The organism is Blautia parvula, assembly GCF_020215665.1.
Taxonomy (GTDB): domain Bacteria; phylum Bacillota; class Clostridia; order Lachnospirales; family Lachnospiraceae; genus Blautia; species Blautia celeris.
Window position 1 is genome coordinate 3862695 of sequence record NZ_CP084061.1, and the last position, 24368, is coordinate 3887062.

28 protein-coding genes and 1 pseudogene are annotated in these 24368 nt (G+C 42.4%); 8 read left to right on the forward strand and 21 right to left on the reverse strand.

The window, feature by feature from the left end; translation table 11 throughout:
- Window positions 1-268: 268 nt before the first annotated feature.
- The 5 genes and pseudogenes from LC508_RS17850 to LC508_RS17870 all read right to left on the reverse strand — a co-directional run.
- A pseudogene (locus LC508_RS17850) lies at window positions 269-634 on the reverse strand (ABC transporter permease); the annotation flags it as partial.
- Window positions 631-1314: a fluoroquinolone export ABC transporter permease subunit gene (locus LC508_RS17855; RefSeq protein ID WP_103732231.1), complete on the reverse strand. Its 684-nt coding sequence runs from the start codon at window positions 1312-1314 to the stop codon at window positions 631-633. The pseudogene LC508_RS17850 and the gene LC508_RS17855, both read right to left, overlap by 4 nt.
- Entirely contained in the window at window positions 1311-2156 is an 846-nt protein-coding gene (locus LC508_RS17860) for an ABC transporter ATP-binding protein (RefSeq protein ID WP_054351715.1), read from the reverse strand. Before LC508_RS17860 ends, LC508_RS17855 begins: the two co-directional genes overlap by 4 nt.
- Window positions 2157-2258: 102 nt before the next feature.
- Window positions 2259-2840, reverse strand: a complete 582-nt coding sequence (locus LC508_RS17865; protein WP_103732230.1) for a TetR/AcrR family transcriptional regulator — start codon at window positions 2838-2840, stop codon at window positions 2259-2261.
- 78 nt (window positions 2841-2918) lie between these two features.
- Window positions 2919-3776 (reverse strand): alpha/beta hydrolase, encoded by an 858-nt coding sequence (locus LC508_RS17870; RefSeq protein ID WP_103732229.1) that lies wholly within the window; start codon window positions 3774-3776, stop codon window positions 2919-2921.
- 210 nt (window positions 3777-3986) lie between these two features.
- Between LC508_RS17870 and LC508_RS17875 the strand changes: the two genes are divergently transcribed.
- The 3 genes from LC508_RS17875 to LC508_RS17885 are packed head-to-tail and all read left to right on the forward strand — an operon-like array spanning window position 3987 to window position 6163.
- Window positions 3987-4193 carry a MerR family transcriptional regulator gene (locus LC508_RS17875; protein ID WP_016295769.1) on the forward strand — a complete coding sequence of 69 codons (207 nt, stop codon included), beginning with the start codon at window positions 3987-3989 and terminating at the stop codon, window positions 4191-4193.
- On the forward strand, window positions 4186-5547 hold the full coding sequence (locus tag LC508_RS17880; protein ID WP_023042309.1) for an ATP-binding protein: 1362 nt from the start codon (window positions 4186-4188) through the stop codon (window positions 5545-5547). The genes LC508_RS17875 and LC508_RS17880 overlap by 8 nt, the downstream gene beginning before the upstream one ends.
- 13 nt (window positions 5548-5560) lie before the next feature.
- Window positions 5561-6163: a helix-turn-helix domain-containing protein gene (locus tag LC508_RS17885; protein ID WP_103732227.1), complete on the forward strand. Its 603-nt coding sequence runs from the start codon at window positions 5561-5563 to the stop codon at window positions 6161-6163.
- A 308-nt stretch (window positions 6164-6471) separates the two neighbouring features.
- On the opposite strand, the gene LC508_RS17890 is transcribed toward LC508_RS17885, so the two are convergent.
- Together LC508_RS17890 and LC508_RS17895 are read right to left on the reverse strand one after the other, a co-directional pair.
- Complete coding sequence (locus LC508_RS17890) at window positions 6472-7839, reverse strand: sensor histidine kinase (protein ID WP_103732226.1); 1368 nt, start codon at window positions 7837-7839, stop codon at window positions 6472-6474.
- Complete coding sequence (locus tag LC508_RS17895; RefSeq protein ID WP_023042593.1) at window positions 7836-8531, reverse strand: response regulator transcription factor; 696 nt, start codon at window positions 8529-8531, stop codon at window positions 7836-7838. Before LC508_RS17895 ends, LC508_RS17890 begins: the two co-directional genes overlap by 4 nt.
- Window positions 8532-8687: 156 nt before the next feature.
- Here LC508_RS17895 and LC508_RS17900 point away from each other — a divergent pair, with 156 nt between their 5' ends.
- The 5 genes from LC508_RS17900 to LC508_RS17920 all read left to right on the forward strand — a co-directional run bounded on the left by LC508_RS17900 (window position 8688) and on the right by LC508_RS17920 (window position 11884).
- Window positions 8688-9611, forward strand: coding sequence for an ABC transporter ATP-binding protein (locus LC508_RS17900; RefSeq protein ID WP_054351712.1), 924 nt, complete (start codon window positions 8688-8690; stop codon window positions 9609-9611).
- Complete coding sequence (locus LC508_RS17905; protein WP_054351711.1) at window positions 9604-10389, forward strand: ABC transporter permease; 786 nt, start codon at window positions 9604-9606, stop codon at window positions 10387-10389. The genes LC508_RS17900 and LC508_RS17905 overlap by 8 nt, the downstream gene beginning before the upstream one ends.
- An 11-nt stretch (window positions 10390-10400) precedes the next feature.
- Window positions 10401-11195, forward strand: a complete 795-nt coding sequence (locus LC508_RS17910; RefSeq protein WP_103732911.1) for an ABC transporter permease — start codon at window positions 10401-10403, stop codon at window positions 11193-11195.
- 108 nt (window positions 11196-11303) lie between these two features.
- Window positions 11304-11645 (forward strand): YxeA family protein, encoded by a 342-nt coding sequence (locus LC508_RS17915; RefSeq protein WP_023042598.1) that lies wholly within the window; start codon window positions 11304-11306, stop codon window positions 11643-11645.
- 32 nt (window positions 11646-11677) lie between these two features.
- Window positions 11678-11884, forward strand: a complete 207-nt coding sequence (locus tag LC508_RS17920) for a hypothetical protein (protein WP_103732910.1) — start codon at window positions 11678-11680, stop codon at window positions 11882-11884.
- Window positions 11885-11952: 68 nt separating this feature from the next.
- Here the strand turns inward: LC508_RS17920 and LC508_RS17925 are convergent, their stop codons facing one another.
- The 14 genes from LC508_RS17925 to LC508_RS17990 all read right to left on the reverse strand — a co-directional run bounded on the left by LC508_RS17925 (window position 11953) and on the right by LC508_RS17990 (window position 24366).
- Entirely contained in the window at window positions 11953-12138 is a 186-nt protein-coding gene (locus LC508_RS17925; protein WP_023042600.1) for a DUF4177 domain-containing protein, read from the reverse strand.
- A gap of 12 nt (window positions 12139-12150) precedes the next feature.
- Window positions 12151-12798, reverse strand: coding sequence for an ABC-2 transporter permease (locus LC508_RS17930; protein WP_054351708.1), 648 nt, complete (start codon window positions 12796-12798; stop codon window positions 12151-12153).
- The gene (locus tag LC508_RS17935; protein WP_054351707.1) at window positions 12795-13655 is read right to left on the reverse strand and encodes an ABC transporter ATP-binding protein; all 861 of its coding nucleotides are present in this window, start codon (window positions 13653-13655) and stop codon (window positions 12795-12797) included. The genes LC508_RS17930 and LC508_RS17935 overlap by 4 nt, the downstream gene beginning before the upstream one ends.
- A 2-nt stretch (window positions 13656-13657) precedes the next feature.
- Window positions 13658-14035: a GntR family transcriptional regulator gene (locus LC508_RS17940; RefSeq protein ID WP_033140107.1), complete on the reverse strand. Its 378-nt coding sequence runs from the start codon at window positions 14033-14035 to the stop codon at window positions 13658-13660.
- A gap of 191 nt (window positions 14036-14226) precedes the next feature.
- Complete coding sequence (locus tag LC508_RS17945; protein WP_330425226.1) at window positions 14227-14520, reverse strand: winged helix-turn-helix domain-containing protein; 294 nt, start codon at window positions 14518-14520, stop codon at window positions 14227-14229.
- Window positions 14521-14858: 338 nt separating this feature from the next.
- Window positions 14859-15098: a hypothetical protein gene (locus LC508_RS17950; RefSeq protein WP_081960180.1), complete on the reverse strand. Its 240-nt coding sequence runs from the start codon at window positions 15096-15098 to the stop codon at window positions 14859-14861.
- A 25-nt stretch (window positions 15099-15123) separates the two neighbouring features.
- On the reverse strand, window positions 15124-16176 hold the full coding sequence (locus tag LC508_RS17955) for a hypothetical protein (RefSeq protein WP_103731665.1): 1053 nt from the start codon (window positions 16174-16176) through the stop codon (window positions 15124-15126).
- 126 nt (window positions 16177-16302) lie between these two features.
- Entirely contained in the window at window positions 16303-17766 is a 1464-nt protein-coding gene (locus LC508_RS17960; RefSeq protein WP_054351704.1) for a TasA family protein, read from the reverse strand.
- Window positions 17767-17844: 78 nt separating this feature from the next.
- A complete protein-coding gene (locus LC508_RS17965) occupies window positions 17845-19233 on the reverse strand; it encodes a TasA family protein (protein ID WP_054351703.1) in 1389 nt (462 codons plus the stop codon).
- Window positions 19234-19249: 16 nt separating this feature from the next.
- Entirely contained in the window at window positions 19250-20818 is a 1569-nt protein-coding gene (locus LC508_RS17970) for a TasA family protein (protein WP_118594084.1), read from the reverse strand.
- Window positions 20819-20944: 126 nt separating this feature from the next.
- On the reverse strand, window positions 20945-22027 hold the full coding sequence (locus tag LC508_RS17975) for a hypothetical protein (protein WP_033140110.1): 1083 nt from the start codon (window positions 22025-22027) through the stop codon (window positions 20945-20947).
- Between the two features lie 12 nt (window positions 22028-22039).
- Window positions 22040-22786, reverse strand: coding sequence for a signal peptidase I (locus tag LC508_RS17980; protein ID WP_033140111.1), 747 nt, complete (start codon window positions 22784-22786; stop codon window positions 22040-22042).
- Window positions 22787-22790: 4 nt separating this feature from the next.
- Window positions 22791-23330, reverse strand: a complete 540-nt coding sequence (locus tag LC508_RS17985; protein ID WP_146051681.1) for a TasA family protein — start codon at window positions 23328-23330, stop codon at window positions 22791-22793.
- Window positions 23323-24366, reverse strand: coding sequence for a Spy0128 family protein (locus LC508_RS17990; protein ID WP_158587322.1), 1044 nt, complete (start codon window positions 24364-24366; stop codon window positions 23323-23325). Before LC508_RS17990 ends, LC508_RS17985 begins: the two co-directional genes overlap by 8 nt.
- Between the last annotated feature and the right edge of the window lie 2 nt (window positions 24367-24368).

Genomic DNA, 24368 nt, shown 5'->3' on the forward strand with positions numbered 1-24368 from the left:
GTAATAAAATAGCCGTCCAATAAGAACGGCTGAAAATAGAAAAGGAACGTCATTTTAGGCGTTCCATAGTCTATAAAATATTCAATTTTTTTCTTGTTTCAATACTGATGTGCTGTACCATATCTTTGCATATCTAGGAAAACTGGCGTATCAAGGCTCATTCAATGGTAGTAAATAAGTAGTAAATTGATGTATTTGTTTTCTTGAAAATGCTGATAGATACTGTGTTTTAGCGGATAATCAGATTTTTATTGTGTTTTTTACTTTAAAAAAGCAACAGTACAATAAAAGCGATGACCGCCGAAATAATTGAGGGTACTCCCAACCTTGTAAAGAGATACCCCGACTTACCAAGAGGGGTAATCGAAAAGTACCGTGACACTTTATCGTCAATTTCCTCTAACGTAATCATTGCAAATGCAAAGCAGAGCAATACAGGAGCCATGATAGAAAGTAATAAATCAAAAATCGGATAGTATTCTTGCAAAGAACAATCTGTTATCCTTTCAAGAAACGGAATACCGAATTTAATCAAAGCTCCCATGACAAAAGGCGTAAAACAAGCTGCAAACATCATAGGGTCGCTCTTGATTTGCTTAAATATCTGCATGGTACTGGATAATACCCTTTTCATATCTTTACACCTCCCAAACTTTTCCACATATGCCGAACTGTACGTCGCGCAACTATGTAGAGAATAATCAACGTAGCAATTACAAGTACCATATCAAACGATAGTAAACTGTTTTTCCCGGTTATAAGGTTCATGCAGGCGGTAAAAGGGAAAAAGCGGAATATATCTGGTAACTTTACAAACAGACCAACGATTGGTGGAACAAAGCAAACAATCTCTATGGGCATAATCACAATGAGAAATTGGTTCAAGTTTGAAATTCTTGTAGCTGCAATTATTCCAAGCATAGTAAAGATCGCTGATGTCAAGGCTGTTCCAACTGCGATACCAAGTAAATGATTACTGCCGGAAACTAATCCTAATATCATTGCAATTATCGTAGATATGGCAATCAACGCAACTGTTTTTGAAAGTATATACTCCGACACTTTTACAGGCGATACCACCATAGCATTTAATACCTTTTGGCTTTTTTCTAAAAGGACAATCGCCCCCATAAAAAATAGTCCCATAGCTGCCGGGTCAGAATAAATCATAATAGCTGCAATATTATTTTTCCAATGCTCTGGCAAGGCAGCAATCGCGCACACATACAGAAGCGTCAAGATAAAGTAAATAAAATAGAAACCATATTTCCATTGGAAATGTATATCTCCACGAATTAAGCGTCCTAATCTCATTGAAGTGTCCTCCCCGTAATATCAACGAAAATGTCATTTAACGTAGGTTCACTACTATGGATAGAAAGCAGACGATTTTCTGAAATTAAATTTTTTAACATCTTATCCTCTGCGGTTCTATCAAGCAGACATTCCCCGGTTTTTTCGCCGTTGTCATAATAGGTATATTGTATTTTTGCAGCACCCCTTGACATGATTAAATTATGTGGGCTGTCTAACGCGCTGACTTTTCCCGCAACAATAAAAGCTACCTGATCGCATAGCTCCGTTGCGTCATACATATTGTGAGTGGTGATTATGATAGTTTTTCCGCGCTTCTTCTCTGCAAGGATAATATCTTTCATCAAGCGATTATTTGTAGGGTCAAGGCCGCTTGTTGGTTCATCAAGAAATAATATATCGGGGTCATGGATTAACGCTTTGATAAAATTCAAGCGAGAACGCATACCTTTGGAAAAGTCGGCAACCTTTTTGTCTCCGTCATTTTCCAAGCCTACCATATGCAATAATTCATCAATAGACCGGGGCTGCTTTTCATACAGCGAAGCGAAATAGGCAAGGTTTTGTCGTGCCGTAAATTTCTCATAACAGGTAGAAAATTCAAAGTCCACTCCAATATTCTCATAAAACCGATTTGTACGTTCCCTTATTTCAATACCTGCAACTTTTACGCTGCCTTTATATTTTGTATTAAGCCCAGTCAATACTTTTTGTATGGTTGACTTCCCAGCTCCAGAGGGTCCTAAAAAGCCGAAAATTTCTCCACGTCCAACATGGAAACTCACATCTTCAACAAAGGGCTTTTCAGTATAGCTGAAATACAGTTTTTTTACATCAATCATTATTTTTCCTCCTTTAACCTTATGACGTTTATAGATATATAGTCATATAAAATGTAAAAAATTTGTTTGGCTACCTGCCTGTCAAATAACCAAACAAAATTGTTACTCTGCTACTACTTGCTGAATAATCCCATTCACTAAAAGGTTTTGTATCATATTCAGTTCTTCATCCTCTTTGAATTGTTCCAAACAGGACAAAACAGAATACAGGGATTTTATAATAACCGTATGCGGAACCAAAAATACAACCCCTAGATCTTCCAGTATCTCCAATATACGAATATCATTGTGCATATGGCTTTCAAAAATATCCGGTGATAATTTTCTTTGCAGATAGTCCATTATAGATAGGTCAATCTGCGAAAGAATAGGTGAAGTAATCAAACCCGTTAAACTTAGCATAATAACGTCTTTTGCTAAATCTCTATGGTTCTTATATTTTTTCTTTTTAATTGTTGCTTCTATACTTTCAAATAGCTCTTTTTGTAAGCGAAAATTGATTTCCACATATAGATGTTCTTTACTGGGATAAAAAGCATAGAAAGATCCCTTTGATATATTTACGGCGGCCACTAAATCATCAACCGTTACTTTTTTCAAACCGTGTAATGCAAACAGCTTTTCTCCCTCTATCAAAAGTTTATTGCTGATGATCTCTTTCTCTTGTTCTGTAAATCGTGGCAATTCTCATAACCTCCTTATGACTAAATTGTTATTATCGTCACGAAAAGTATAACATTTACTGCTCATATTATCAATATACTATCCGAGATATTTATGCAATGTAGGTTCCAATGCGTTTATCGTCGTGTCTGTATCCTCATTAAAAATCATGTGACGATTAAGTTCTAAAGTAAGCAATTCCTTTTGCGGCGCATGAATTAAATCAAATACTTTGCTGGTATAATCAAAGCTAAAAAGCGGATCACCTTTGGCAGTAATTAAAATAACAGGACATTGTATAGACCCATTCTCCAGACACGATAAGTCAGCATTGAATAAACTGGCGACAAATCTTAAAGGATAATAGGGTAAAAGCATAGGGTCATTTAAGCAATCGTGTTTTGCCTGTTCACTATAAAATACTTTGTTATAGTCTAAATAAGCATCTCCCGGTACCTTATAGTTAGGGAACAACTTTCCGCCCACGCGAAAGCCCCATTGTATCAGCCCCATAAAACGGTGTGTCCATACGGGATATTTTGTTAGGCTCATAGTTTCTTTTAATGTAGTCAGCATGATATTATGTGGAAAAACAGCTTTTAACCTTGTGTCCCTACCCGCCGCCATTGCAGCTAAAATCCCTCCTTGACTGGAACCCATGACAGCTATGTTTTTACCGAAATTTTCTATTCCGTAAGTCGTTGCGTCATATACATTATGCAACATATCTTCCATTATATAATTTTTCTTGATTTTAGGGCTTTTTCCGTGTGAAAGATAGTGAACGCCTATTATATTAAATCCTCTTTCACTCAATCCGCATAGAAAATTCTCATACATGAGAGGGTGTGACATAGTACCCGGCAAAAAAACAATAGTAGGACTGCTTCTTTCTGTATACCAGATAGAAAGTGTTATCGGAACATTATTTGAAGAAATTCCAACTTCTTCATACATACCTTATACCTCCTATATGACTAAATTGATTTTATAGTCATATTATAGCTTGTTGCAAGCGGAAAGTCAATAGCTATAAATATATGATTTATGTATAAAAATGAAAAAACGAAAAAGTGTATCCGGAAATCATTCTGACATTTTTAGCAAAACCCTTGATATTATTCCGCAAACCGAATATAATATATAAAGTTAAGGGGGCGATAAATTATGAAATTTATTTCAACAACGGAAGCCGGCAAAAAGTGGGGACTTTCTTCTCGCCGTGTAGGTATCCTCTGCAGCGAGGGTCGTATCCCCGGAACTCAGAAGACCGGTAACACATGGCTTATTCCTGAAGATGCAGAAAAGCCAGCCGATGCACGCATTAAAAGCGGTAAATATATAAAGAAATGCGAGGAACAAAGCAATGCCTGAGATGCAGATTATAGAATGGAAAGAAATTTGGAAAGATGACTATCTGGCATGGATCTGTGGTTTTGCGAATGCACAGGGCGGCACGCTTTACATCGGCAAAAACGATAATGGCGAAACCGTAGGCCTGTCTAATTCCCATAAGCTGCTTGAGGATCTTCCGAATAAAATCCGTGATGCTATGGGTATTATTGTGCCTGTCAACCTTCATACAGATGGCGAAACCGAGTATATTGAAATTTCTGTACAGCCCTATCCTATTGCTATCTCATACAAAGGCGTTTATTATTACCGCAGTGGCAGTACGAATCAGAAATTAACCGGATTGGAACTGGAGAGCTTTTTGCTCCGTAAACAGGGCGCAACCTGGGACAACCTTCCTTTGCCGTCCTTCACAATCTCTGATATTGATAATGGTGTTGTTAAGCGTTTTATAAAGTGGGCGGCCAAAAAGGGACGTATTGATGAGAGCGCTTTAGATGAGCAAAAAGAGACGCTGATGAAAAAGCTGCACTTAATGAATAATGACTACTTAACAAATGCTGCCATGCTCCTTTTTGCAAACGATCCCGAAGAGTGGCAGCTTGGTGCTTTTACAAAAATCGGTTATTTTGAAAGTGATTCTGAACTTCGGTATCAGGATGAAATACATGGTTCACTGCTTGACCAGATTGATCGGATTATCGAAACTATCCATCTGAAGTATATGAAAGCAAAGATCACATACGAAGGAATGCAGCGGATCGAGCGTTATTTCGTCCCAGATGCGGCACTGCGCGAGGCTCTCTTGAATGCCCTGTGCCATAAGGACTATGCCCGTGGCATACCGATTCAGGTAAGTGTATATAATGACAGATTATATATTGCAAACTGCGGCCGACTGCCTGAAAACTGGTCTGCAGAGAAGCTCATGGAAAAGCACTCGTCTGAGCCCTTTAACCCTAATATTGCCCATGTATATTATCTTGCCGGTTTTATTGAAAGCTGGGGGCGCGGCATAGAAAAGATCTGTGATGCCTGCCGTGAAGATGGTGTACCATTGCCGGAATACGATATTACCGGAAATTCGGTTATGATCAAATTTATTGCACCAAAAGATCGGATTGTATATGGACCAGGGGAAACTGCAAATGGAACTGTAAATGGAACTGTAAACGGAACTGTAAATTTAAGTGACAAAGAAAAAGAGATTCTTGCTCTTCTTTCTGAGGATCCTGCTTACACCTATCAAAATCTTGCTGATAAATTGAATATCGGAAGGAAAGCTGTATTTGGGAGAATCAAAAACTTAAAGGAAAAAGGTATTATTGAAAGAATCGGCTCAGATAAAAATGGTTATTGGCAAATAAACGAATAAAGGTGGTGAACAGATGCCAAGACAATTCAAACAGGCACGGCTGATCAACAAATTAAAGATGACAGAGGCTGCCGAAAAACTCGGCATCTCTCAGCCAACCCTAAGCGCATGGGAGGGAGAACGCAAGTCTCCTTCCATTGACGGACTTGAGAAAATGTCTGTTCTCTATGGTGTAACAACGGATTTTCTCCTCGGACGGTCAGAGCAGGGGATCTCGGTCCAATCTGTACCAATTGCTCCGGAAACCCTTCCAATCTTTCACGGAAAACCAGTCTGGTCTGCGGAGTATGGATGGATGCTGGTTGATGCCGGCAATCATACTCTATTGCTCCCAAATGGACAGACCGTTCCGTTTGCTGACGCCAAAAGGCTGTTTACGCTGCCCCAGTTATTTTCCGAACCGAGCCTGCCATCCGGAAAACCGCTAATCTTATCTGAGATCCAGCAGTTTACCCGGATATGGCTGGAGCCAATCTCTCCAGACTCAGATTTGCGGACTGAATTGCGGGGCTGGTATCAGGTCAAAAAGCATTTTGTCCAAAATGAGTATGGGAATCGGTTTTATTTGGATACCTATAGAGCAAAATGGCTTGCCTTTCATCCTGAACAGCAATGAAGAAAGCACCGATACCCGATATAATATCAGGCATCGGTGCATTTGTTGTTTACGCTTTTGAACAGGCCGCCAAACAATATTCAGTTGTAAGACTTGCGTTCAACCAAGGACAACAGTGTAAGGAGAATTCTTTCCCTCTATAAGGATACTGCACCTCCTCCCCTTCAATTTACCTGACTAAGCAGTGGACTTCTTCCATTTGCTATGATTGAGTAAATTGTACCAGGGAGGATTCTGCTTTCTTTCCCGATGTATCCTGCTATTGTCCTAATTTTTGTGAATTTTTAAAGGCGTAAACAGTAAAGATTTTATAGTTTCATAGGCAGGTGAATACTGACAATCAATCCATGTGGGATCGCACCAGAAAATAAAACATCCCCATGATGTGCTTTCACAATCTGCCGCACAATTTTAAGACCCAAACCATGTTCTGCTTCATCTGTCTGTTTTTGTGTACTGGAAATATCCTCGTCACTGTTCAATGCGTTTAATTGCAGTTCACTCACTCCATGCCCATTATCCATAACGGAAAAAGTACAGCTTGCATCATTACTGCCAACAGAAATCTGTATTTTACACCCATTGGGATTATGGACAATACAATTTCTTATCAAATTATTCAGCATCCGATTAAGCAAAACCTGGTCCCCGAGAATCGAGATGTTTTTACCGGGATTATCTTCTGATAATTCCAACTCGTAAGGTTCTGATAGGCCATCATTCAATACTTCACTGACAACCTGACGTGCTAACTCTATCGGGTCAAGGCTTTGTTTTTGCATAGGCTGCATAGAATATTCTAATTTAGTTGACAAATTCAAATCAGCCACTAAATCTTTTAGCCGTTCACTGTGTCTCCGGATTATCCCAGCCTGGTTTCGGACAGCTTCCGGCAAAGAAGAAGTGTCTTCTATTTCGCTTGCATATCCCAAAATCACAGAAAGCGGTGTGCGTATATCATGGGAAATTCCCCTGATCCAGTCTGCACGGGTATTATCCTTTTTCAGCAAATAGTCACCGGCCTTATTCAAACCAGCATTGATTTCTGCTAACTCGCCGGTTTCTTCCAGATGGACAGGCTTTCCAACTGATAGATGCCGAATGCCTCTCAAAATCGGCGCCATAGCTTTTTCTACCCGGCGGGCATTGCGGATAAACAAATATATCATCAAAAAAATATTGATACAGAATACCGCCGTTAATCCGAATAGCATAGGCCAAATATATTGCGCCTTGAAAGAAAAATAGTAATTCACAACGCTTTCTGGAGGCAAGCCGATCACCAAAAGCCCATCCTGTCGTTTTGCAATATTGGTCGGATAATCATCAAGATACCAGCGACTAAACATGGCAATATCCATTGAGGAATAATGGCGTGGTAATTCTTCCGGCAGATTTTCTTCCCAAACGACAGTGCCATCATCATCTAGGATCATAGCCCACGCTTCAAAATTATTCAGCATTTCTTTCGCTTGTGTATCTGCACTGAATTCCCCATCTGTTGCCATGATATGATTTGAAAAATCCTCGATTGGAAATTTGGATGTTGCCACATTACCTAAATAAGCTATTACAAAATAGGAAGCTACTAACAGTGCATTGACAGCCAGAAAAAGAACTATAATCCTAACTGTGGAAAATATATAACGGCGAAAAAATCGTTCTGATGTGTTCACGTCTGCGCCCCCTTAATATTCAGGCGGTACCCGATCCCCTTGATCGTCACAAGGGCAATCGGCTTTGAGGGATTTTCTTCAATCTTTTCCCTCAAATGCCGGATATGGGTTGCTAACGTACTCTCATATCCCTGCCAGAAGTCGCCGCAAATCGCCTGGCACAGTGCGCCGGTAGTGACGATTCGGCCTGCGTTTTCATACAGCTTTTCAAAAAGTTGGAACTCTTTGGCCGTCAGTGAGATGCTTTCCCCATTTCGTTGAACCATTGCTTTTTCCAAATCAACGGTTGCTGTATCAAAGAACACTTTGCGATCCTTCCCAGGATAGGCCCGCTTCAATATGGCCTGCACCCGGAATAATAATTCCTTCGGCAGAAATGGTTTCAACAGGTAATCGTCCGCTCCATTTTCAAAACCCGCAAATTTGTCCTCCGCTTCACCGCGAGCTGTCAGCATGAGAACCGGGATTTTGCTTATCTTTCGCAATTCTTTTAGTGTGGCAAATCCATCCATGCCTGGCATCATAACATCAAGGATCACCATATCCGGCTGCTTCTCTTTACATACTTTCAGAGCAGCTTCACCAGAGGATACCGTCAACACTTGCGTAAAGCCGGCTCTCATAAAAATGGATCTCACCATTTCCAACAGCTCAGTTTCATCGTCTACCACAAGAATCATTCTATCGTTCATAAGTCACCACCTTTTTTCTGTTTATATTATACCGCTAGATGGACAGATTGACTATTCTGGCCTTGAAATCTCAAAGTAAATTCAAAGTTGGCTCAAAGTTATCTCAAAGTTGATGTGCTATGCTGATAACGAAAACAAAAAGGAGGCGCAAGCTATATGAGTGATTACATTATTGAAACGCATGATCTGACGAAAAAATACGGAAATCAGAACAGCGTTTCCCATCTGAATATTCATGTAAAAAAAGGTCGTATCTATGGACTTCTGGGACGCAATGGTGCAGGCAAGACAACGACCATGCGGATGCTGCTGGGACTGACAGCTCCCACGTCCGGTGAAGTGGAGATTTTCGGTAAGCCAATTCATGGCAATGAAAAGGAAATCCTGCCCCGAATTGGCTGTCTGATCGAGTCACCGGGTTTTTATCCCAATTTGACAGGAACGGAAAACCTGAAAATTTTTGCCGACCTGCGGGGATTGAAAAGCCCGCAATACATCAAAAATGCTTTGGAAGTTGTCAACCTGCCTTACCGGGACAAGAAATTATTTTCGCAATATTCTCTCGGTATGAAGCAGCGTTTAGCTATTGCATTGGCCATCATCCACAATCCCGAACTGTTGATTTTGGATGAACCGATCAACGGCCTTGACCCCATCGGTATTGCAGAGGTGCGCGATTTTATCCGGGAATTGTGCGATGCCACAGGGAAAACGATCTTGATTTCCAGCCACATCCTTTCGGAAATTTCCCTGTTGGCTGATGATGTTGGAATTATCGACCACGGTAATTTGCTGGAGGAAGAAAGCCTAAAAGCGCTGGAGAGTAAAAACGCGAAGTACATCCATTTTTGCGTATCGGATGCACAAAAGGCTGCACAGATTATTGCCGCAACGTTTCAGAGCAAAAACATCCAGCTTATGGATGGCAATAATCTGTATCTTTATGATACGGCCCTGCCTGTAGCGAGAATTAACCGCACATTTATTGAAGCTGGCATTGATGTTTGGGAAGCCCATCTCTGCGAGGATACTTTGGAGGATTACTTCAAGAGAATTACAGGGGGTGAGGGGATTGCTTAAACTGATCCAATGCGAAATGCGGAAGTTAAAGCGGAAACACTTTGTATCATTTGTGATTTTCGCCGCACTTCTGTTCCCAATTCCGTTTACGGCTCTTGTACTGGCTGGAAGCATGGGTAACTTTACCGGCTTTGAAGCAGTTTTTGGCTTGCTGGTTACTATGGGTATGCCCATCATGCTTCCGGCTGTTTTAGGTATCATTGCGGCCATGCTATTTTTCATGGAACGGGATAACGATACTTTGAAAAACCTACGCATTATCCCTACCTCCCCAGCTAAGATTGCTACCGCAAAAATCGCTGTACTTTATATTTTGGGACTGATCTTTGCCTTTGCCACCATGGTTTCGTCAATGGTTGGCGGCCTGATTGCCGGAAGCGAGTTGACAAATATTGGGGGAAACTTTGGGATTGCAATTATCACAGCATTGCTTTACACAACAAGTATTTTGCCGGTTGTCATTGCGATTGTCGGATTTAACCGCTCCTATATCTTTTCGGTTATTCTAACCTTTTTTTATACAATGTTCGACTTTATGCTTGCGTATGGAGGACTATTTGCCACAACAGACCCAATGATGAAGATGATCACAAACATCATGCCAGCACCTATTATTTACCGTTGGCAGGCGGTGCGGTTTGTTGATCCCGGAACCCCGGCTTATTCTGTAATGGAGCCGTATTTTTTACCTCTGTGGCTTGTTGCATTAACCGTCGTTATTATTGGGGTGCTGTCTTATCTGGCGATTGTCAGAATTTATAGCAAACGCGAAAGTTGAGGTGAGAAAAAATGGTAAGTATTATAAAAACAGAATTTAGCAAAATGAAGCGGTACTCCGTAATCTGGATCGGCGTAGCAACGATGTTTACTGTCGTGCTGCTTGCCCGGTTTATGGCAACAGCCTCTGACGGGGCGACCCATACGCTCATGAACTTTTCTTCCAGCGTAATTTGGAACAATTTAGTTCTGATATATCCTGCAACAATCGCATTGATTGCCGGATATATCATTGACCGGGAGCGTACAGACGACACGCTGAAAAATATTCTCACAATCCCTGTTTCCTTTCGGAAAATGCTGATTGGGAAACTGATTGCTGTTGGATGTATGGCGGCAGCGCTTTCCGTTATCGAATTCCTGTTCACACTCATTGTTTTCTTTGCCAGCGGATTTCCCGGATTTTCTATCGGCGGTATGATACAGGTGCTTTTTCAGATGATCGGTATCAATATGATTTCCTATATTGCGGTCATGCCTGTTATTGCCTTTACTGCTCAAAGAAGCGGCAGCTTTATGGCCGGTGTTGGCTTTGCTTTCTTTTATGGTTTTGTGGGAATGATGGCCTCCGGCCACGGCCTGCGTGATCTATATCCTATTACAGCAGGCCTTACCGTAATTGGTTATCAGGATGGAAGCAGTGATCCAACAGGAAACATCTTGTTGAGCGTAGCATCTATCCTGTTTATACTGGCCGTGACATTCATTATCGTTTTCACAGCGAAAAATCGTGAAGTAACCACCGCAAAGAAAAAGAAGAAAAATTCTGGGAAAACGGTTCAAAAAAGAAATCATAGTGCAAGGTAGCCAGTTATGAAAAAAGCGATGATTGTATTGGGTATTATTTTTGCCTCAATTCTGCTCTTTGTTAAAATGGGCAGCAAAGAAAAAGAAATTTCATAGGAGGATTTTCAAATGAAATCAAAAAAAGTTGTAGTAGGCATTATTGCAGCAATATTAGTTGTCGTCTGCATGGGGGGCGCTTTTCTTGCGACCCAAAATGACGACTACTATACGCAAATAGATAACAGATGGGTACAGGAAATCGCTCCGCATGGAGCAATGAATTATAAATACACGCTGGCGGCCTACGATAAGAACGGAAATGAAAAGGACGTTGTGTTTGAAACAAGCCGTATTTTGACCGATGATGCGTTCCTATGTCTGAAAGTCAATTTTATTCGGGGTGTGGTGACCTGGGCGGAAGTAAAATATGAGGAATTGCCTGCTAAGGTTCAGCAGTATTATAACCAGTAGTTCAGAGGCCCTTCCAAACGGAGATAAATCAAATGAAAAAATATTTATCACTTTTTCTGTGTTTGGTATGCCTTATGCTAATGACGGGTTGCTCCAATACATGCAGAGATTTAGCATATGACACAGACATTGTTATTGAGAATTTAGTGGAAGCAAAAGACAATTTTTTTGATAGTCTTGCAGAAGCAACGGACAATATATTCCGTTTACTTGCGAACTTCTTTCATGGCTCTAATTGATGAGAACCATAAATAGCATCAAATACGTATTTGCGGTGACTTTGACAAAATCAAGGTCACCGCATTTTCTACTTTTCAAAAATCAAGTCAATCTTTCTGATGCAGCCGTTTGCCCCAACTTCCGTAGGGACAAAACCGACGTATCGAAAGCCTTTCTCCGCGTAACTGTCTATGATTTCCCTATGCTTTTCAACATAAGAAAACACCACTCCTTTTGCCGAATATTCGATATTAACATACTCATATTTTTTCATAGCAACCTCTCCTTACAATTCTTGTTTCAAAAAAATCCGATAACTGATCTGATACATTCCATAACCCCAAACCAACGCGATAAGCGGGGAACAGCATAAAAGGATAAACACCGTCTGATCCGTCAGCTCCACGCCCAGTATTGCAAGCAGCTTATATGCCCCAAAACAAATTGCTGCTGGAATGAGGAACGATACCAATAGTAAAACGCGCCCTTTTTCGGCTCCAAATTTAAACACCAGCGGGATTGACATACTTCCAAAAATGAGGGAAATTACCGTTGCCGCTAAGGTTAAAAACAGCAGTTCCACAATAGCGGCAGGACTGAATGTAATTTTGCCTGCTATGCCTCCGCCGACCAAGCCTATAGCCAAGCCGAATACACTTCCAATCGCACAAAAGATTGCTAAGACAATAAACTTTCCAATCACTAAATCTCTTTTTGAAATGGGCATTATCATAGCATATCGCGTCCATTTGGAGTTATCGTCAAAAGAAAAAGTGGTTACGATCATCATACTGCATAAGATGCCGCAGATGAAAATATATGCTCCCACACCAGAGGTAGGAATAAAAGCCACAGCAAACACCGCAAGTATAAACAGCATAGATTTTGTATTGTGTCCGATATTATATAAATCTTTCAATATAAGACTTTTCATTTCGCCCGCTCTCCTTTCACATACAGCAGCAGAATATCGTCAATCGTAGCATCATCAACGACGGCCGCTTTATATTTTTTCCTGGCCTTTTCTTTATCAGCTACCAGCACATTCCACTGGTAATCGTCTTTGCGGTAAGCGAGGATCTCCGCTTTATCAATCTGGTCGAAAACGGCTGCACCGCAGCGGATGATTCCATATTTGTAGCGCAGTTCATCCTTTGTCTTGCAAAACAGGACTTTTCCCTGATGAATAAAAGTAATATAGTCGGCAACCTTTTCCAAATCCGTGGTGATATGGGAGGACATCAGGATTGAATGGTTTTCATCCTGCACGAAATCCAAAAAGACATCAAGAATATCATCCCGCATAACCGGGTCAAGACCGCTGGTCGCCTCATCCAAAATCAACAGCTTCGGTTTATGGGAAAGCGCCACAGCGATACACAATTTCATTTTCATGCCTTTGGAAAGTGTTTTGATCTCTTTATCCAACGGAAGCCCGAAACGTTTCAGATAATCCCGGTACAGGTATTCATCCCATTGTTTATAGGCCGCTCCGGAGATCTTACCCACTTTCGCAGGCGTCAATGTTTCATAGAAATTGATTCCATCGAACACAACGCCTATGTCCTCTTTCAGCTGTTTTGATGAGGCTAATTCCTGTCCCCAAAAAGTAACCGTACCGTCATCTTTCTTAATCAGATCAAGAATTGCATTGATCGTTGTACTCTTTCCGGCTCCATTCTCGCCAATCAGTCCCATAATCGTTCCTTTCGGAAGGTCAAACGAAACGTGGTCCAGCTGAAAGCCTTCATACTGTTTCGTTAAATTTTTCACCTGTAAGATTGTATCCATAGTCACTCCTCCTCTTGATAAAACATAGTCAAAAGCTCAACTAATTTTCCCAGCGAAATTCCACTGGTTCTGCCAATACCAGCGGCCTCCTGTAAATGCTCTTCCGCTAACCGCTGCTGTTCCTCTTGATAAAAGTCTTTATTCTGTGCCGCTACAAAACTTCCACGCCCGACTGTTGTCTCGATAAATCCGTCCCTTTGCAGATCCTCATATGCCTTTTGAACGGTAATAACGCTTACATGGATTGACTTTGCCAATGCCCGCATAGAAGGAATAGGATCGCCCGTCTGCAGTTCACCGCTCATAATCATAGCTTTTATCTGTGAGGTAATCTGCTCATAAATGGGTTTACTCGTATTACTGCTTATTATAATTTCCACAGGATCCCTCCATCCGTCATATAATGTACTTATTGAACAAGTACATTATAGCAACTTCAGTCACAATTGTCAATAAGGTAATGGCAAGTGGCAAAATTCTTATGAGAACAATAACAAATGGGATCTGTTCTCTGGAAAAGGGGCATAAGCAAAACAAGACCACAAGGGAAGTAAAATCCTTGTGATCTTTGTTATGGTATTTCAAATTTATAACCTACACCGACAATATTTTTGATATATTCCAGGCCATCCGGTGTTATCTTCAATTTCTTCCGCAGATTGCTCATATGATTGCTTACCGCTTTTCGTGAGTAAAAGGTAACATCCTCGTTCCAGACCAGCTCCATGATCAGCTCGTAGGTGAACACCCGCTGAGGGTGTGTGATCAGCAGGGCAAGAATATCAAATTCTTTCGCCGTCAGTTCGACCACTTGCCCGTCCACCCGCACCAACCGCTGCTCCATGCAAAAGTATAAGTCACCCATATGAATCTCTGTGAAGATACCTTCATTCTCTGTTAACAGCTTATAAGCTCCGGAGCGGATACACAGAATATCAGCTGAACCGCCATTCTGCTTTTCTTTACCAAGAAGATAGTTTGCTTATTGAACTTCTAATGCTCAACAAGAGTTACCAAATCATACGGGAAACGCTTGCAGACTTTACCACCAATCGGGAATAGCGCCCTGCCCCGAAGACACATTTAATCAGTCGATAATCTAACTATACGCATAAAACGCTTAGGTTTCTATATATTGGCCTGTTTTCGGAAATGCTGTTTATGGTGATGATAACATACATACACGGTTATTTATAAGGTTCCTTATTTCATAACATATTCTGCAAGATACTTTTCCGCCTCGTCTGATGAGAAAAAATCATGTTGCTCTCCGGTTATATATCGAACAGCATCATTCCATTCTTTCACGCTGAAAGTATCAGGGGGCAGCTCTCTCAGTGCATGATGTACAGCCAAAAAGTTGTTTGCCTGATGTAGATCAGACAAATACATGCAGCCTGCTTTTGCAGACAAGTAATCCAATAATTTCATTGATTCCACCAAATGTGTTACCTCCTGCTTGTTCAAATTAGGGCTCCCCAGCTGGCGCCGGTGAGGCATCCGTTTCAGACATTTGCAGAGAATCCTCTTCCGACACAGACTCCGATTCCGTTTCAGGAACTGTTTCCTCCGAAGTCGGTTCAGGTATTGTCTCATCAGACTGGGACTCAGTTTCAGAATCTGATTTCTCTGGCATAGACTCCGATTCAAAGTCCGAAACAGGTTCATCCGGGATCTCCTGAACCGGCTCACCCGACCCAGACACAACGATTCTAGAACCGTTTGGAATAAGGCTGGCGTGAACTGTTAAAACACCGTTTACCAGCTCATAAATAAGTGCTTCACCATTGTTTATCGTCACCGTAACATGTGTGGGTAACGTAAAACCTTCGTCGGCAGTAAATATTACTTGCAGTCCATCTGAATCCAGAATACTGCTTTGCTGTGTCATATTCTGCAGATCATACTCTGCTTCAGACGGTAACTGTATCGGTGCATTTCCAATGACATCCCCGGCATGGACGTACTGAATTTCTTCCTGTTTGCCCTCTAATGCGGCGATTTGCCAATCCCCCCAATGTGTTTCTATAGAGAAAATATCTGCCTGCAGATCTCCCGCAACTGTCATCCGCTCCGTCACACCATTCTGATAGGTAAAAACAAATGCGGAATCAGCTGTGATTTGATCCGTATAGTACACCATTTGCCGTTCATTTACCGCATCCCAGAACTTTAAGATGCAGTAACCGGTTGTAGCAGTGCCCGATATTGAAATCTTTACTTCATATGTGCTATTGGCCACAAGAGAGAATTCCGCTGGCTCACCACTCACGCTGCGCCGGGTATCGGAAAAATCAGTATCTGCCGATATCACCGAAACGTCGCAGGAGAAGTCTGCCATACTGACATTTTCCAAGACCCCCAGTGCCGCATCAGTATACCAAGCCCAGCTAGCTCCTATAAAAAAACTGAGGCTTAGCACAATGCCAATAATAGAAGGCAGTAAAAGCTGTATATATTTTCCGCCTGGCATTGCCTTTCTAAGCTTTTGATTCCATTGTGCATTGTTAATTAGGTACATGATGTAAAACCTCCCATTTGTTCCTTGTATTATACCCAAATGAAGCTATCAAAAGGCATAGAAACAAGACAGTTCCTATACCCTTTGACAGCCCCTCTCCCTAAAGGGAGAGAAACCTGAGATGCTTTACAGTTTCGCTGTTACACCATCAATAATAATCGTACAGCCCTTGAGGTTTTCGGTATCCGGTTCGGTGTCGTCTAACATGCTGGTTATATTGGATGCCGTAAGCTTAGTGCCATTGAAATAGCAGTTGTTAATGGTAATGGTAAATCCGGTTGCACCTGCGCCCATTCGGAAATCACCATCAAAAGTGCAATTGGTCAGCGTCGTGTCACAGTAGGGACGCAGAAAATCATAACCGGCCGTTCCCTTGCCAAACTCCGTGTTATCAAAGTAAGCGCCATTGGCCATCTCGCCGTAAGACGTCCAGCCGAGCAGCTTGGAATCCTTAACATACAGGCCTAAATCTCCACTGCCGGCATTGAAGGTATAGACTGCATCGATATCGCAATTATTCACATAGATATCGCCGCCCTTGCTTTGGGAGTAGATACCGCGGTAAGCGCCGCTAATTGTAGAGTTGGATATCTTGAAAGTCTCACCGGCCGCTAATTTTTCTACGAGGATAGACGAATTATTTATGCCGGAACTGCCTCCAGTGATTACTGCATTTCTAATCTCCGCGCCATCTGCTTCGATATTGATGACACTGTTGAAGCCAGACGCTGTGATGTTCTGTCCGCTGATGGTCATATTGCTGATGGTAACATTTTTATTTGTAACTTTGTACCCATCCCCCGCAGCAGAAAGTGTTGTGTCATCGCCATCTACAATTAGTTTTGTCACACCGGTACCTCTACCGGTAATCATAACGCCTTCAGGAATGATCTCAGTGAGAGACATTTCTGAAGCCGTGATTTCCAGAGTGTCACCTGCCTGTGCCTGAGTCAGAACATCCCTAAATTCTGTCTGTGAACCAACCAGAGTTGTATATTTAGCCTCTGCGTCATACTGATTGTCTTTGCTGTCGTGTTCTTCCGCGTACTGAGTAGCCATAACAGTAATAGCAATACCACTGACGGTCAGGCCCTGATACTCATTGCCGGCACTTTCTTTCATATGACCAGAAAGCACAATGGCTTCTGTGCTCTGCCCGGCTGCGGAAAGATGCCCTTCAAAATCTGTCAGATCAGTTTCTTCTCCGCCCACGGTAATCTTCCAGTCAATAGCCTCCAGAAGCTTGGCATCACCATCAATCCCAGACACGGCCAGCTTGTACTTGAGCGCAAGGTTTCCGTTGTTCTTTACATAGACCTCTGGCAGATTGTATGTAACTCCCGGTTCCCAAAGAATAGTTTCCTCCTCACTGCCTTCGGCTTTCACAAAGTCCAATGTTTTCCCAACAAGAGAGTCTCCTTCTTTATTTACCAGTTCTACATTTAACGTACCGGCTTCAATGGAGTTTACATTGGTACTCGCATTGTCTGTAAACCATGCGAAGGTAGCGCCAATGAGCATGGCTACACACAGAAGCAAGGACATCACGCTCATCAGCAATGTACGTTTTGGATTTCTACTTTTCATCATTCTAAATAATCTCCTTGAATTTTGATGACGCTTGTTCGCAACATTCTCCATACGAGGGCGGAAGGCCAACGATAGGATTTACTTACTAAATATTGTTTCACCATCAATATTGATGGTGATTCCGGTCACGTTGTAAACCGAAATTGGTGCGTCATCTGCTGTTACCTCATTACCATTCACCTTCAAGATACAGCCGTTCATATTAATGGTGCAGGCTGAGCGCAGGGAGAATAGATATTGCTTATTCCCTGTGGTTTCATTGGCCTCGATAATGCAGTTATTGAAAGTCCATTCAGACCCACCGGCAAGCTCATTCACAACTATGGTAGCAAAGTTATTCCAACCTTCCGCATTGTAGGTCTTGTCATTGTTGCCGATTAGCTTGCAGTTTTCAAAAGTCACCTTGGTATTGGGGGAATGAGTTTGTGCCGCACACCAACCGGTCAACGTAGTATTTTTGATGACAGCGTTCACCTTCTGATTCTCGCTGGCAATATTCAGGGCATAGTAGTTTGCAGACACTGAGCAATTATCTACGACAATGGTAACATCGCTATTCGCATAAACTGAGATGCCCCGTGTATAGGTTCCGCTTGTAGGACCTACAACATTTACGCCAGAAAGTGTCATGGTGACAGGTTCATTCTGATTATTTATGTCAATGACACGCTTGTTGTCACCATTTTCAATCGACAGTGATCCGTTCTCACTACCATAAATGGTCACATTCCCTGCAACCTTAATGGATTCCGGCAACACGATGGATTGAGTCAGGATAACATCTTCCCCTTTTGCAAGTGCTGCCAAAAGTTCTTCCTGGGAAGAAACAGGCGTACCGTATTTGGCGTTTTCATCATATGCATTATTGAAGCTATCGCTTTCAACAGTATCCTGCGTAGCTGCAACAGTAATATAAATACCATTTAGCGTCAGCCCCTGATACTCGTTACCAGCACTTTCCCGCATATGACCGCTGATTGTGAGGGAAGACAGTTCCTTATCCACCGTGGGAGAACCTGACTCCTGCATGCCTGCAATATGGCCTTCATAAGTCGTGAGGTCTACCATCTCTTCACCGTTTTTCAGTGTAAAGTCAATTGCATTCAGCAACTCTGCGTTTCCGTCAAGGCCGCTGATTTGGATTTTGTACTTTAATGCCAGGTTACCCTTGTTCACAACGCGGAGCAGCGGCAGATTGTATGTAACACCCGGCTCCCAAAGGACCTCTTCGCCTTCAGCCGCTTTTTGGAAAGCAAGGCTCTCATTTTTTCCAACCGCCGTCCAAGTTTCTCCGTTGTCCTCAGACTTCTGCAGCTCGATATCCAAAGTACCGGCCTGAATTAAGTTTACTCCTGTACTGGCATTGTCGGTGAACCATGCGAAAGTGGTACCGATGAGCATAGCTACGCACAATACGATGGACAGCATACTAAAAGATAATGCTCGTTTTTGATTTTTGTTCTCCATTATTTCTTCCCCCGCCTTATTGTTCGGAAAGATTACTTCCCGTAATCTTAACACCAGGTTTAATTACAGACTGATCTAATTCCACTTTCGGAGCATTTTTATACTCTCCTTCTCCTGCAAAGGTGCCACCAGTGATTGTAATATCGAATTGCTTACAATTACTGCCATTCGCCGTTGTTTTATAATAAAGTCCTGCTCTTGTACCTGTAAAAGTACCGCCAGTTACATTAAATGAAATTTCAGTACTATCTTTTGATTCAGCGCCAAGTTTTGCACCATCCTTAGCTGAGAAAGAACCACCAGAAATATGAACTGTTCCATTTTTCTGATAGATACCAGCTCCATTACTCCCTCCGGTAAAAGTACCGTCTTCCACCTTCAGAGTGCCGTGACCAGCCCAGTAAACAGCACAACTATCCCACTCGCTCCCACTCGAGGCATATGTTCCTCCCTTGATTGTTATCATCATATCCGGGTTAGAAAAGGCTGCAGCTGTGGATATGGCATGTCCCCCTGCCGTAACATTTGTATTCTCAACCGTTACTTTACTGCTCCAATAGCATGCAAAGCCATATGTATTAGACTTAACCGTGGAATTCTTTATAAAACAATTACCATACACCGCCACTGCATAAGCCTTGCTATCACTGTTTGCTTCGATATTGACACTTTCCAATGTTGCAAAAGCATTGGTTTTAACACACACTGCAGAATTAGCTGATTCCGATTTGTTCGATACGATTGTGCCGTTTCTAATCATAGCCATATCGCTTCCGGTAACATTTACTGTTCCTGTAAGCGTTTTTCCACCGAGATCCAAGGTTACTGCTTTGGAAAGTTCAAACGTCTCTTCACTCATATCTACGTCTTGTGTAAGCGAAATAATATCACCCGACTGTGCAGTGTTTATAGCCTCTTCCAATTCACTCGGCTTGCTAACAAAGACTATATTCTCATAATCTGCATTTTGGTCATAATTATTGTCATTGCTGTCATGTTCAACAGTATCCTGCGTAGCTGCAACAGTAATATAAATACCATTTAGCGCCAGCCCCTGATACTCGTTACCAGCACTTTCCCGCATATGACCGCTGATTGTGAGGGAAGACAGTTCCTTATCCACCGTGGGAGAACCTGACTCCTGCATGCCTGCAATATGGCCTTCATAAGTCGTGAGATCTACCATCTCTTCACCGTTTTTCAGTGTAAAGTCAATTGCATTCAGCAACTCTGCGTTTCCGTCAAGGCCGCTGATTTGGATTTTGTACTTTAATGCCAGGTTACCCTTGTTCACAACGCGGAGCAGCGGCAGATTGTATGTAACACCCGGCTCCCAAAGGATCTCTTCGCCTTCAGCCGCTTTTTGGAAAGCAAGGCTCTCATTTTCTTCAACCGTCGTCCAGGTTTTTCCGTTGTCCTCAGACTTCTGCAGCTCGACATCCAGTGTACCGGCCTGAATTAAGTTTACTCCAGTACTTGCGTTGTCGGTGAACCATGCGAAAGTGGTACCGATGAGCATAGCTACGCACAATACGATGGACAGCATACTAAAAGATAATGCTCGTTTTTGATTTTTGTTTTCCATTATATGACCTCCCTTTATATTTATGAGCACGCTACGGTCCGACGGCAATCAGTTTGCCCTCTGAACCGTAGGTGACCCGCTCTATCTATGTAATGGCAAATATCAAAGCTGTAAAGCTCTATTGCTCTATTGATTTATGACTGCGCCTTCTTCCACAATAAGTTTATCCGCACTGTAAGCTGATTCCTTTATGGTCAGTTCCGCATCCTTTGCAACGCAAATTGTACCTGTTATAGTGCAATTACTCAGTGTAACCTTACTGCCACTTAAACATTGCAGCGCCTGCTCACCATTGATTGCCATATGCTCCAGTACCAGCTCACTACTTCTGACTTTTATGGCAGAATCACTGATGTTATTTGCGGAAATCGAACCGTTCCGAATCGTGCTGCTTCCGCTGCTGAGTAAAATACCGTTTGTGCTGCCTGTGCCATTTACAGTGAATTCAAAGCCTTTCAGGTCAATAACAGCGTCATAATCTATCGTGAGAACAGGCTCTGATCCAGATGCTTCTGCCGCAAAGCTGCCGCTAAATTCAATATTTGGTATACATACTCCCAATATGGCTGCCAACTCTGCCGGAGTTTTTGCATCTGCCAAATATTCTGCATTCAGGTCGTAATCAGGGCCGGTGATATCTGATTCATGACTAGCCTGTGCCACCGCCACTTTAATACCAATACCTCCCACCTCCTTTCCCTGCAATGAATTATCGGCATCTGCACGCATGGACCCCACCAGCACATATAAATCACTCTCGGTTTCACCTTTGAGAATAGGATTCGTTTCAAAAATAACAGGGTTCGCAGTTCTGTAATTAATCTCGTCTGCTTTCACAAGTCGAAAATAGATGCTCTCCAAATCCGACTTATTCTGATTTTCAAAAACGAGGAAGAGACGATATTTAAAGGCCAATGTTCCTGTGTTAGATACCCGGAATGGCTTAGTGTAATAGGTGGCTCCTGGTTCCCAAAGAACCTGCTTGCCCGCGTCTCCGGCTTGTTGGAACGAAAGTGGAATGTTTCGGATGGAACCCCCATCGGCATCCACCAAATCAACGCAAAAGGTTCCGGCTTCAATATTTCCTATAGGTGTCGTTGCATTGTCCCGAAACCACGCCCATGTCGTACCCGCAAGCAAGCTGATACAAAGCAGCATGGAAATGCAGCTCATGATTAATGATTCTTTTATGTACCTAAGATCCCTCATCGGCATACTCCCCTAATGTTCAGCTTCCTTGGTGAGCCCCATTTCCGCCCGCATTTGCTCAAGCTCCTGTATCATGCGCTGCGCTTCCGCACGCTCGGCAGCAATGCTGTCCCGTTCTTTCTGCATCTCCTCCTGCTGCTGTCGTTTATACTGTCGATATAGATATACTGTGTTGATCCCCTGCACTGCAATCAACAAAAGAAAGGGAATCAGAATACAGAAGATATAGCCTGGTATTGTTTTTAGAAATAGGAAGAAGTTTCCGATGCCTGCCAGTCTATATGAATACTTGCCTTGAACATACTCGTAAGTGACAGGAATTTCATCATCGGTATCGGTAGTTGTACCATAGGTGATAAAGGCTGGAGCTCCCTTTGAATCTGTAGTTATTGATCGAATTTTATGGGTAACTGTTTCTCCAAAGCTATCGGTTGCTGTTGACTGGTATGCTATGATGTCTCCCACCTGTAATGTGGCAGGATCCACGTCCTTTACAAGAATGAGATCGCCGGCTTCAAAATCCGTCGCACTCATGGAATCCGAACGCACAATAAACGCCTTATAACCAAAGAGGTCTCTGTCATTTCGATCAAAAGTAGTTACAGATACAATGGTGAAAACCATCATTGACACAGCCGCAATGACCAAAAGCAAGATAAAAGTATTTTTTATGATATGTAAAATCCTTACACCGGGCCTTATGTTTCTTTTGCTTACAGAAGCCCCCTTATCTGTTCTTTGTTTCAGTTTAGTATTCATGATATTATTCAAACTCCATTCCTTTGTTATTCTTGGTCTGCACAGCTATTGCGGACAGTTCAAAGGTCAAGGATCCGCTCTGCATAGAATTACCGGCCGTTTCTGGAAAATGAAAACGAATCTTCAAATTCTGCCGCTGATCAACCTTCAATACACTCTTAATCGCAGGAGTATTCCCCTTCGTTAAATCCGCCGGTTTGCCGGAAAGCAGCACCTCGCCATCTTCATTTAAAATCGTCACATGCAATACATGGCCCAGATTTCCTTCGACTTGATTGAAGTACAGCTTATAATACACAGCCCATGTTCCGTTGTTCTGGATATAAAAGGACTTCTCCACTGTCATACCCGGCTCGAAAAGAAATTCATCGGCCGTGATGACAGGTTCGCCATGATTGAAATCGATTCCTATGCCTCCGGTTTGGAAACAGTTGTCATCCACCTTTAACACGGCGTAAGCCAGAGCAAAACTGGTAATACACAGGCAGAGACACAATAGCACCATTGTCGCCACGCTGATAGACAGTTTCTTTTTCTTATTCACACCCAGCATCCTCCTTTTTCCGTTTGAAAAATAACAGGAGGAGCAGACCTGCCATAGAGACTGCGCACAATTCAATATACAGTTCAATATTGGATTCGTCACCTGTCTTAGGATTATCCGGTTTATACGGCTTATCTGGATCAATCGGTTCATCAGGTTCACCCGGCGAGCCTTTCGTGGTATTTACAAAACGAGGAAGGGTGGCATACGCCTTGCCATCCTGTTCATAGGAAACGGTTGTCTGGTAAAAGCTGCCCTCCTGCATTACGGTAATTTCCACCTTATAGCGAACCGGATCATAGCTGATTTTGGAATCAGTAAACGCCTGCTCTGATATGTAATAGATATAGGTCCCCGAATTTTTAAAATGTAGGACACTAAACTCAATAAGCCCATCGGTATTTTTCACAGTTTGAACTGTATTACCCGAATCATCCTGAAGCAAGAAAGTAAATGCACTGCCGCGAGGGTATTGACCATCCAGCACTTTTTCCGCAGCCAGTTTAATCACTGCCGAACCGGGTTCCTCCAAATACCACCAGCGAAAATCCGCTGTCAGCTCCTGGTACATATACCGTCTGCCGTCCGTGTCTATCTCGTTAATATTTCCAACACTGGTATCCAGATACACCGTGATACGATAAATAAGGCTTTGTTCACTGGATTCCATCCCATATTGAACAGAGTTTGGCATATCCCGCATTAGACCATTATATAGTGTCTCGCCTTTATCAGGCAGTTCAATTTTTATGTTTAATACTTCCGCCAGGACTTCAAAGCCGGGGCGGATATCTGCATGATAATAAAGGGTGATTGCCCTTTTGTGAGATACCTCAATAATAAAATCTTTTGATACAGAATCTCCCGGAAACATATTTGTAATACTAAAGGGGATGTTCCCGCTGATATCTGCCTCACTAAGCCGCACGGTAGTTTCACAGCCGTCCGCCGCGAAGGCCGTTGACGCTATTCCAAGTGTAAGCAGAAGAATCAGCAGTAAACAGCTTATTTGCTGCATGATTTTAGTTCTTTTCATAC

Excerpts from the sequence above, each read along its gene's own strand:
- LC508_RS17855 (WP_103732231.1), bottom strand. The coding sequence starts at position 1,314 with ATGAGATTAGGACGCTTAATTCGTGGAGATATACATTTCCAATGGAAA.
- LC508_RS17860 (WP_054351715.1), bottom strand. The coding sequence starts at position 2,156 with ATGATTGATGTAAAAAAACTGTATTTCAGCTATACTGAAAAGCCCTTT.
- LC508_RS17870 (WP_103732229.1), bottom strand. The coding sequence starts at position 3,776 with ATGTATGAAGAAGTTGGAATTTCTTCAAATAATGTTCCGATAACACTT.
- LC508_RS17875 (WP_016295769.1), top strand. The coding sequence starts at position 3,987 with ATGAAATTTATTTCAACAACGGAAGCCGGCAAAAAGTGGGGACTTTCT.
- LC508_RS17880 (WP_023042309.1), top strand. The coding sequence starts at position 4,186 with ATGCCTGAGATGCAGATTATAGAATGGAAAGAAATTTGGAAAGATGAC.
- LC508_RS17885 (WP_103732227.1), top strand. The coding sequence starts at position 5,561 with ATGCCAAGACAATTCAAACAGGCACGGCTGATCAACAAATTAAAGATG.
- LC508_RS17895 (WP_023042593.1), bottom strand. The coding sequence starts at position 8,531 with ATGAACGATAGAATGATTCTTGTGGTAGACGATGAAACTGAGCTGTTG.
- LC508_RS17900 (WP_054351712.1), top strand. The coding sequence starts at position 8,688 with ATGAGTGATTACATTATTGAAACGCATGATCTGACGAAAAAATACGGA.
- LC508_RS17910 (WP_103732911.1), top strand. The coding sequence starts at position 10,401 with ATGGTAAGTATTATAAAAACAGAATTTAGCAAAATGAAGCGGTACTCC.
- LC508_RS17915 (WP_023042598.1), top strand. The coding sequence starts at position 11,304 with ATGAAATCAAAAAAAGTTGTAGTAGGCATTATTGCAGCAATATTAGTT.
- LC508_RS17920 (WP_103732910.1), top strand. The coding sequence starts at position 11,678 with ATGAAAAAATATTTATCACTTTTTCTGTGTTTGGTATGCCTTATGCTA.
- LC508_RS17925 (WP_023042600.1), bottom strand. The coding sequence starts at position 12,138 with ATGAAAAAATATGAGTATGTTAATATCGAATATTCGGCAAAAGGAGTG.
- LC508_RS17930 (WP_054351708.1), bottom strand. The coding sequence starts at position 12,798 with ATGAAAAGTCTTATATTGAAAGATTTATATAATATCGGACACAATACA.
- LC508_RS17935 (WP_054351707.1), bottom strand. The coding sequence starts at position 13,655 with ATGGATACAATCTTACAGGTGAAAAATTTAACGAAACAGTATGAAGGC.
- LC508_RS17945 (WP_330425226.1), bottom strand. The coding sequence starts at position 14,520 with ATGGGTGACTTATACTTTTGCATGGAGCAGCGGTTGGTGCGGGTGGAC.
- LC508_RS17955 (WP_103731665.1), bottom strand. The coding sequence starts at position 16,176 with ATGTACCTAATTAACAATGCACAATGGAATCAAAAGCTTAGAAAGGCA.
- LC508_RS17960 (WP_054351704.1), bottom strand. The coding sequence starts at position 17,766 with ATGATGAAAAGTAGAAATCCAAAACGTACATTGCTGATGAGCGTGATG.
- LC508_RS17965 (WP_054351703.1), bottom strand. The coding sequence starts at position 19,233 with ATGGAGAACAAAAATCAAAAACGAGCATTATCTTTTAGTATGCTGTCC.
- LC508_RS17970 (WP_118594084.1), bottom strand. The coding sequence starts at position 20,818 with ATGGAAAACAAAAATCAAAAACGAGCATTATCTTTTAGTATGCTGTCC.
- LC508_RS17975 (WP_033140110.1), bottom strand. The coding sequence starts at position 22,027 with ATGAGGGATCTTAGGTACATAAAAGAATCATTAATCATGAGCTGCATT.
- LC508_RS17980 (WP_033140111.1), bottom strand. The coding sequence starts at position 22,786 with ATGAATACTAAACTGAAACAAAGAACAGATAAGGGGGCTTCTGTAAGC.
- LC508_RS17990 (WP_158587322.1), bottom strand. The coding sequence starts at position 24,366 with ATGAAAAGAACTAAAATCATGCAGCAAATAAGCTGTTTACTGCTGATT.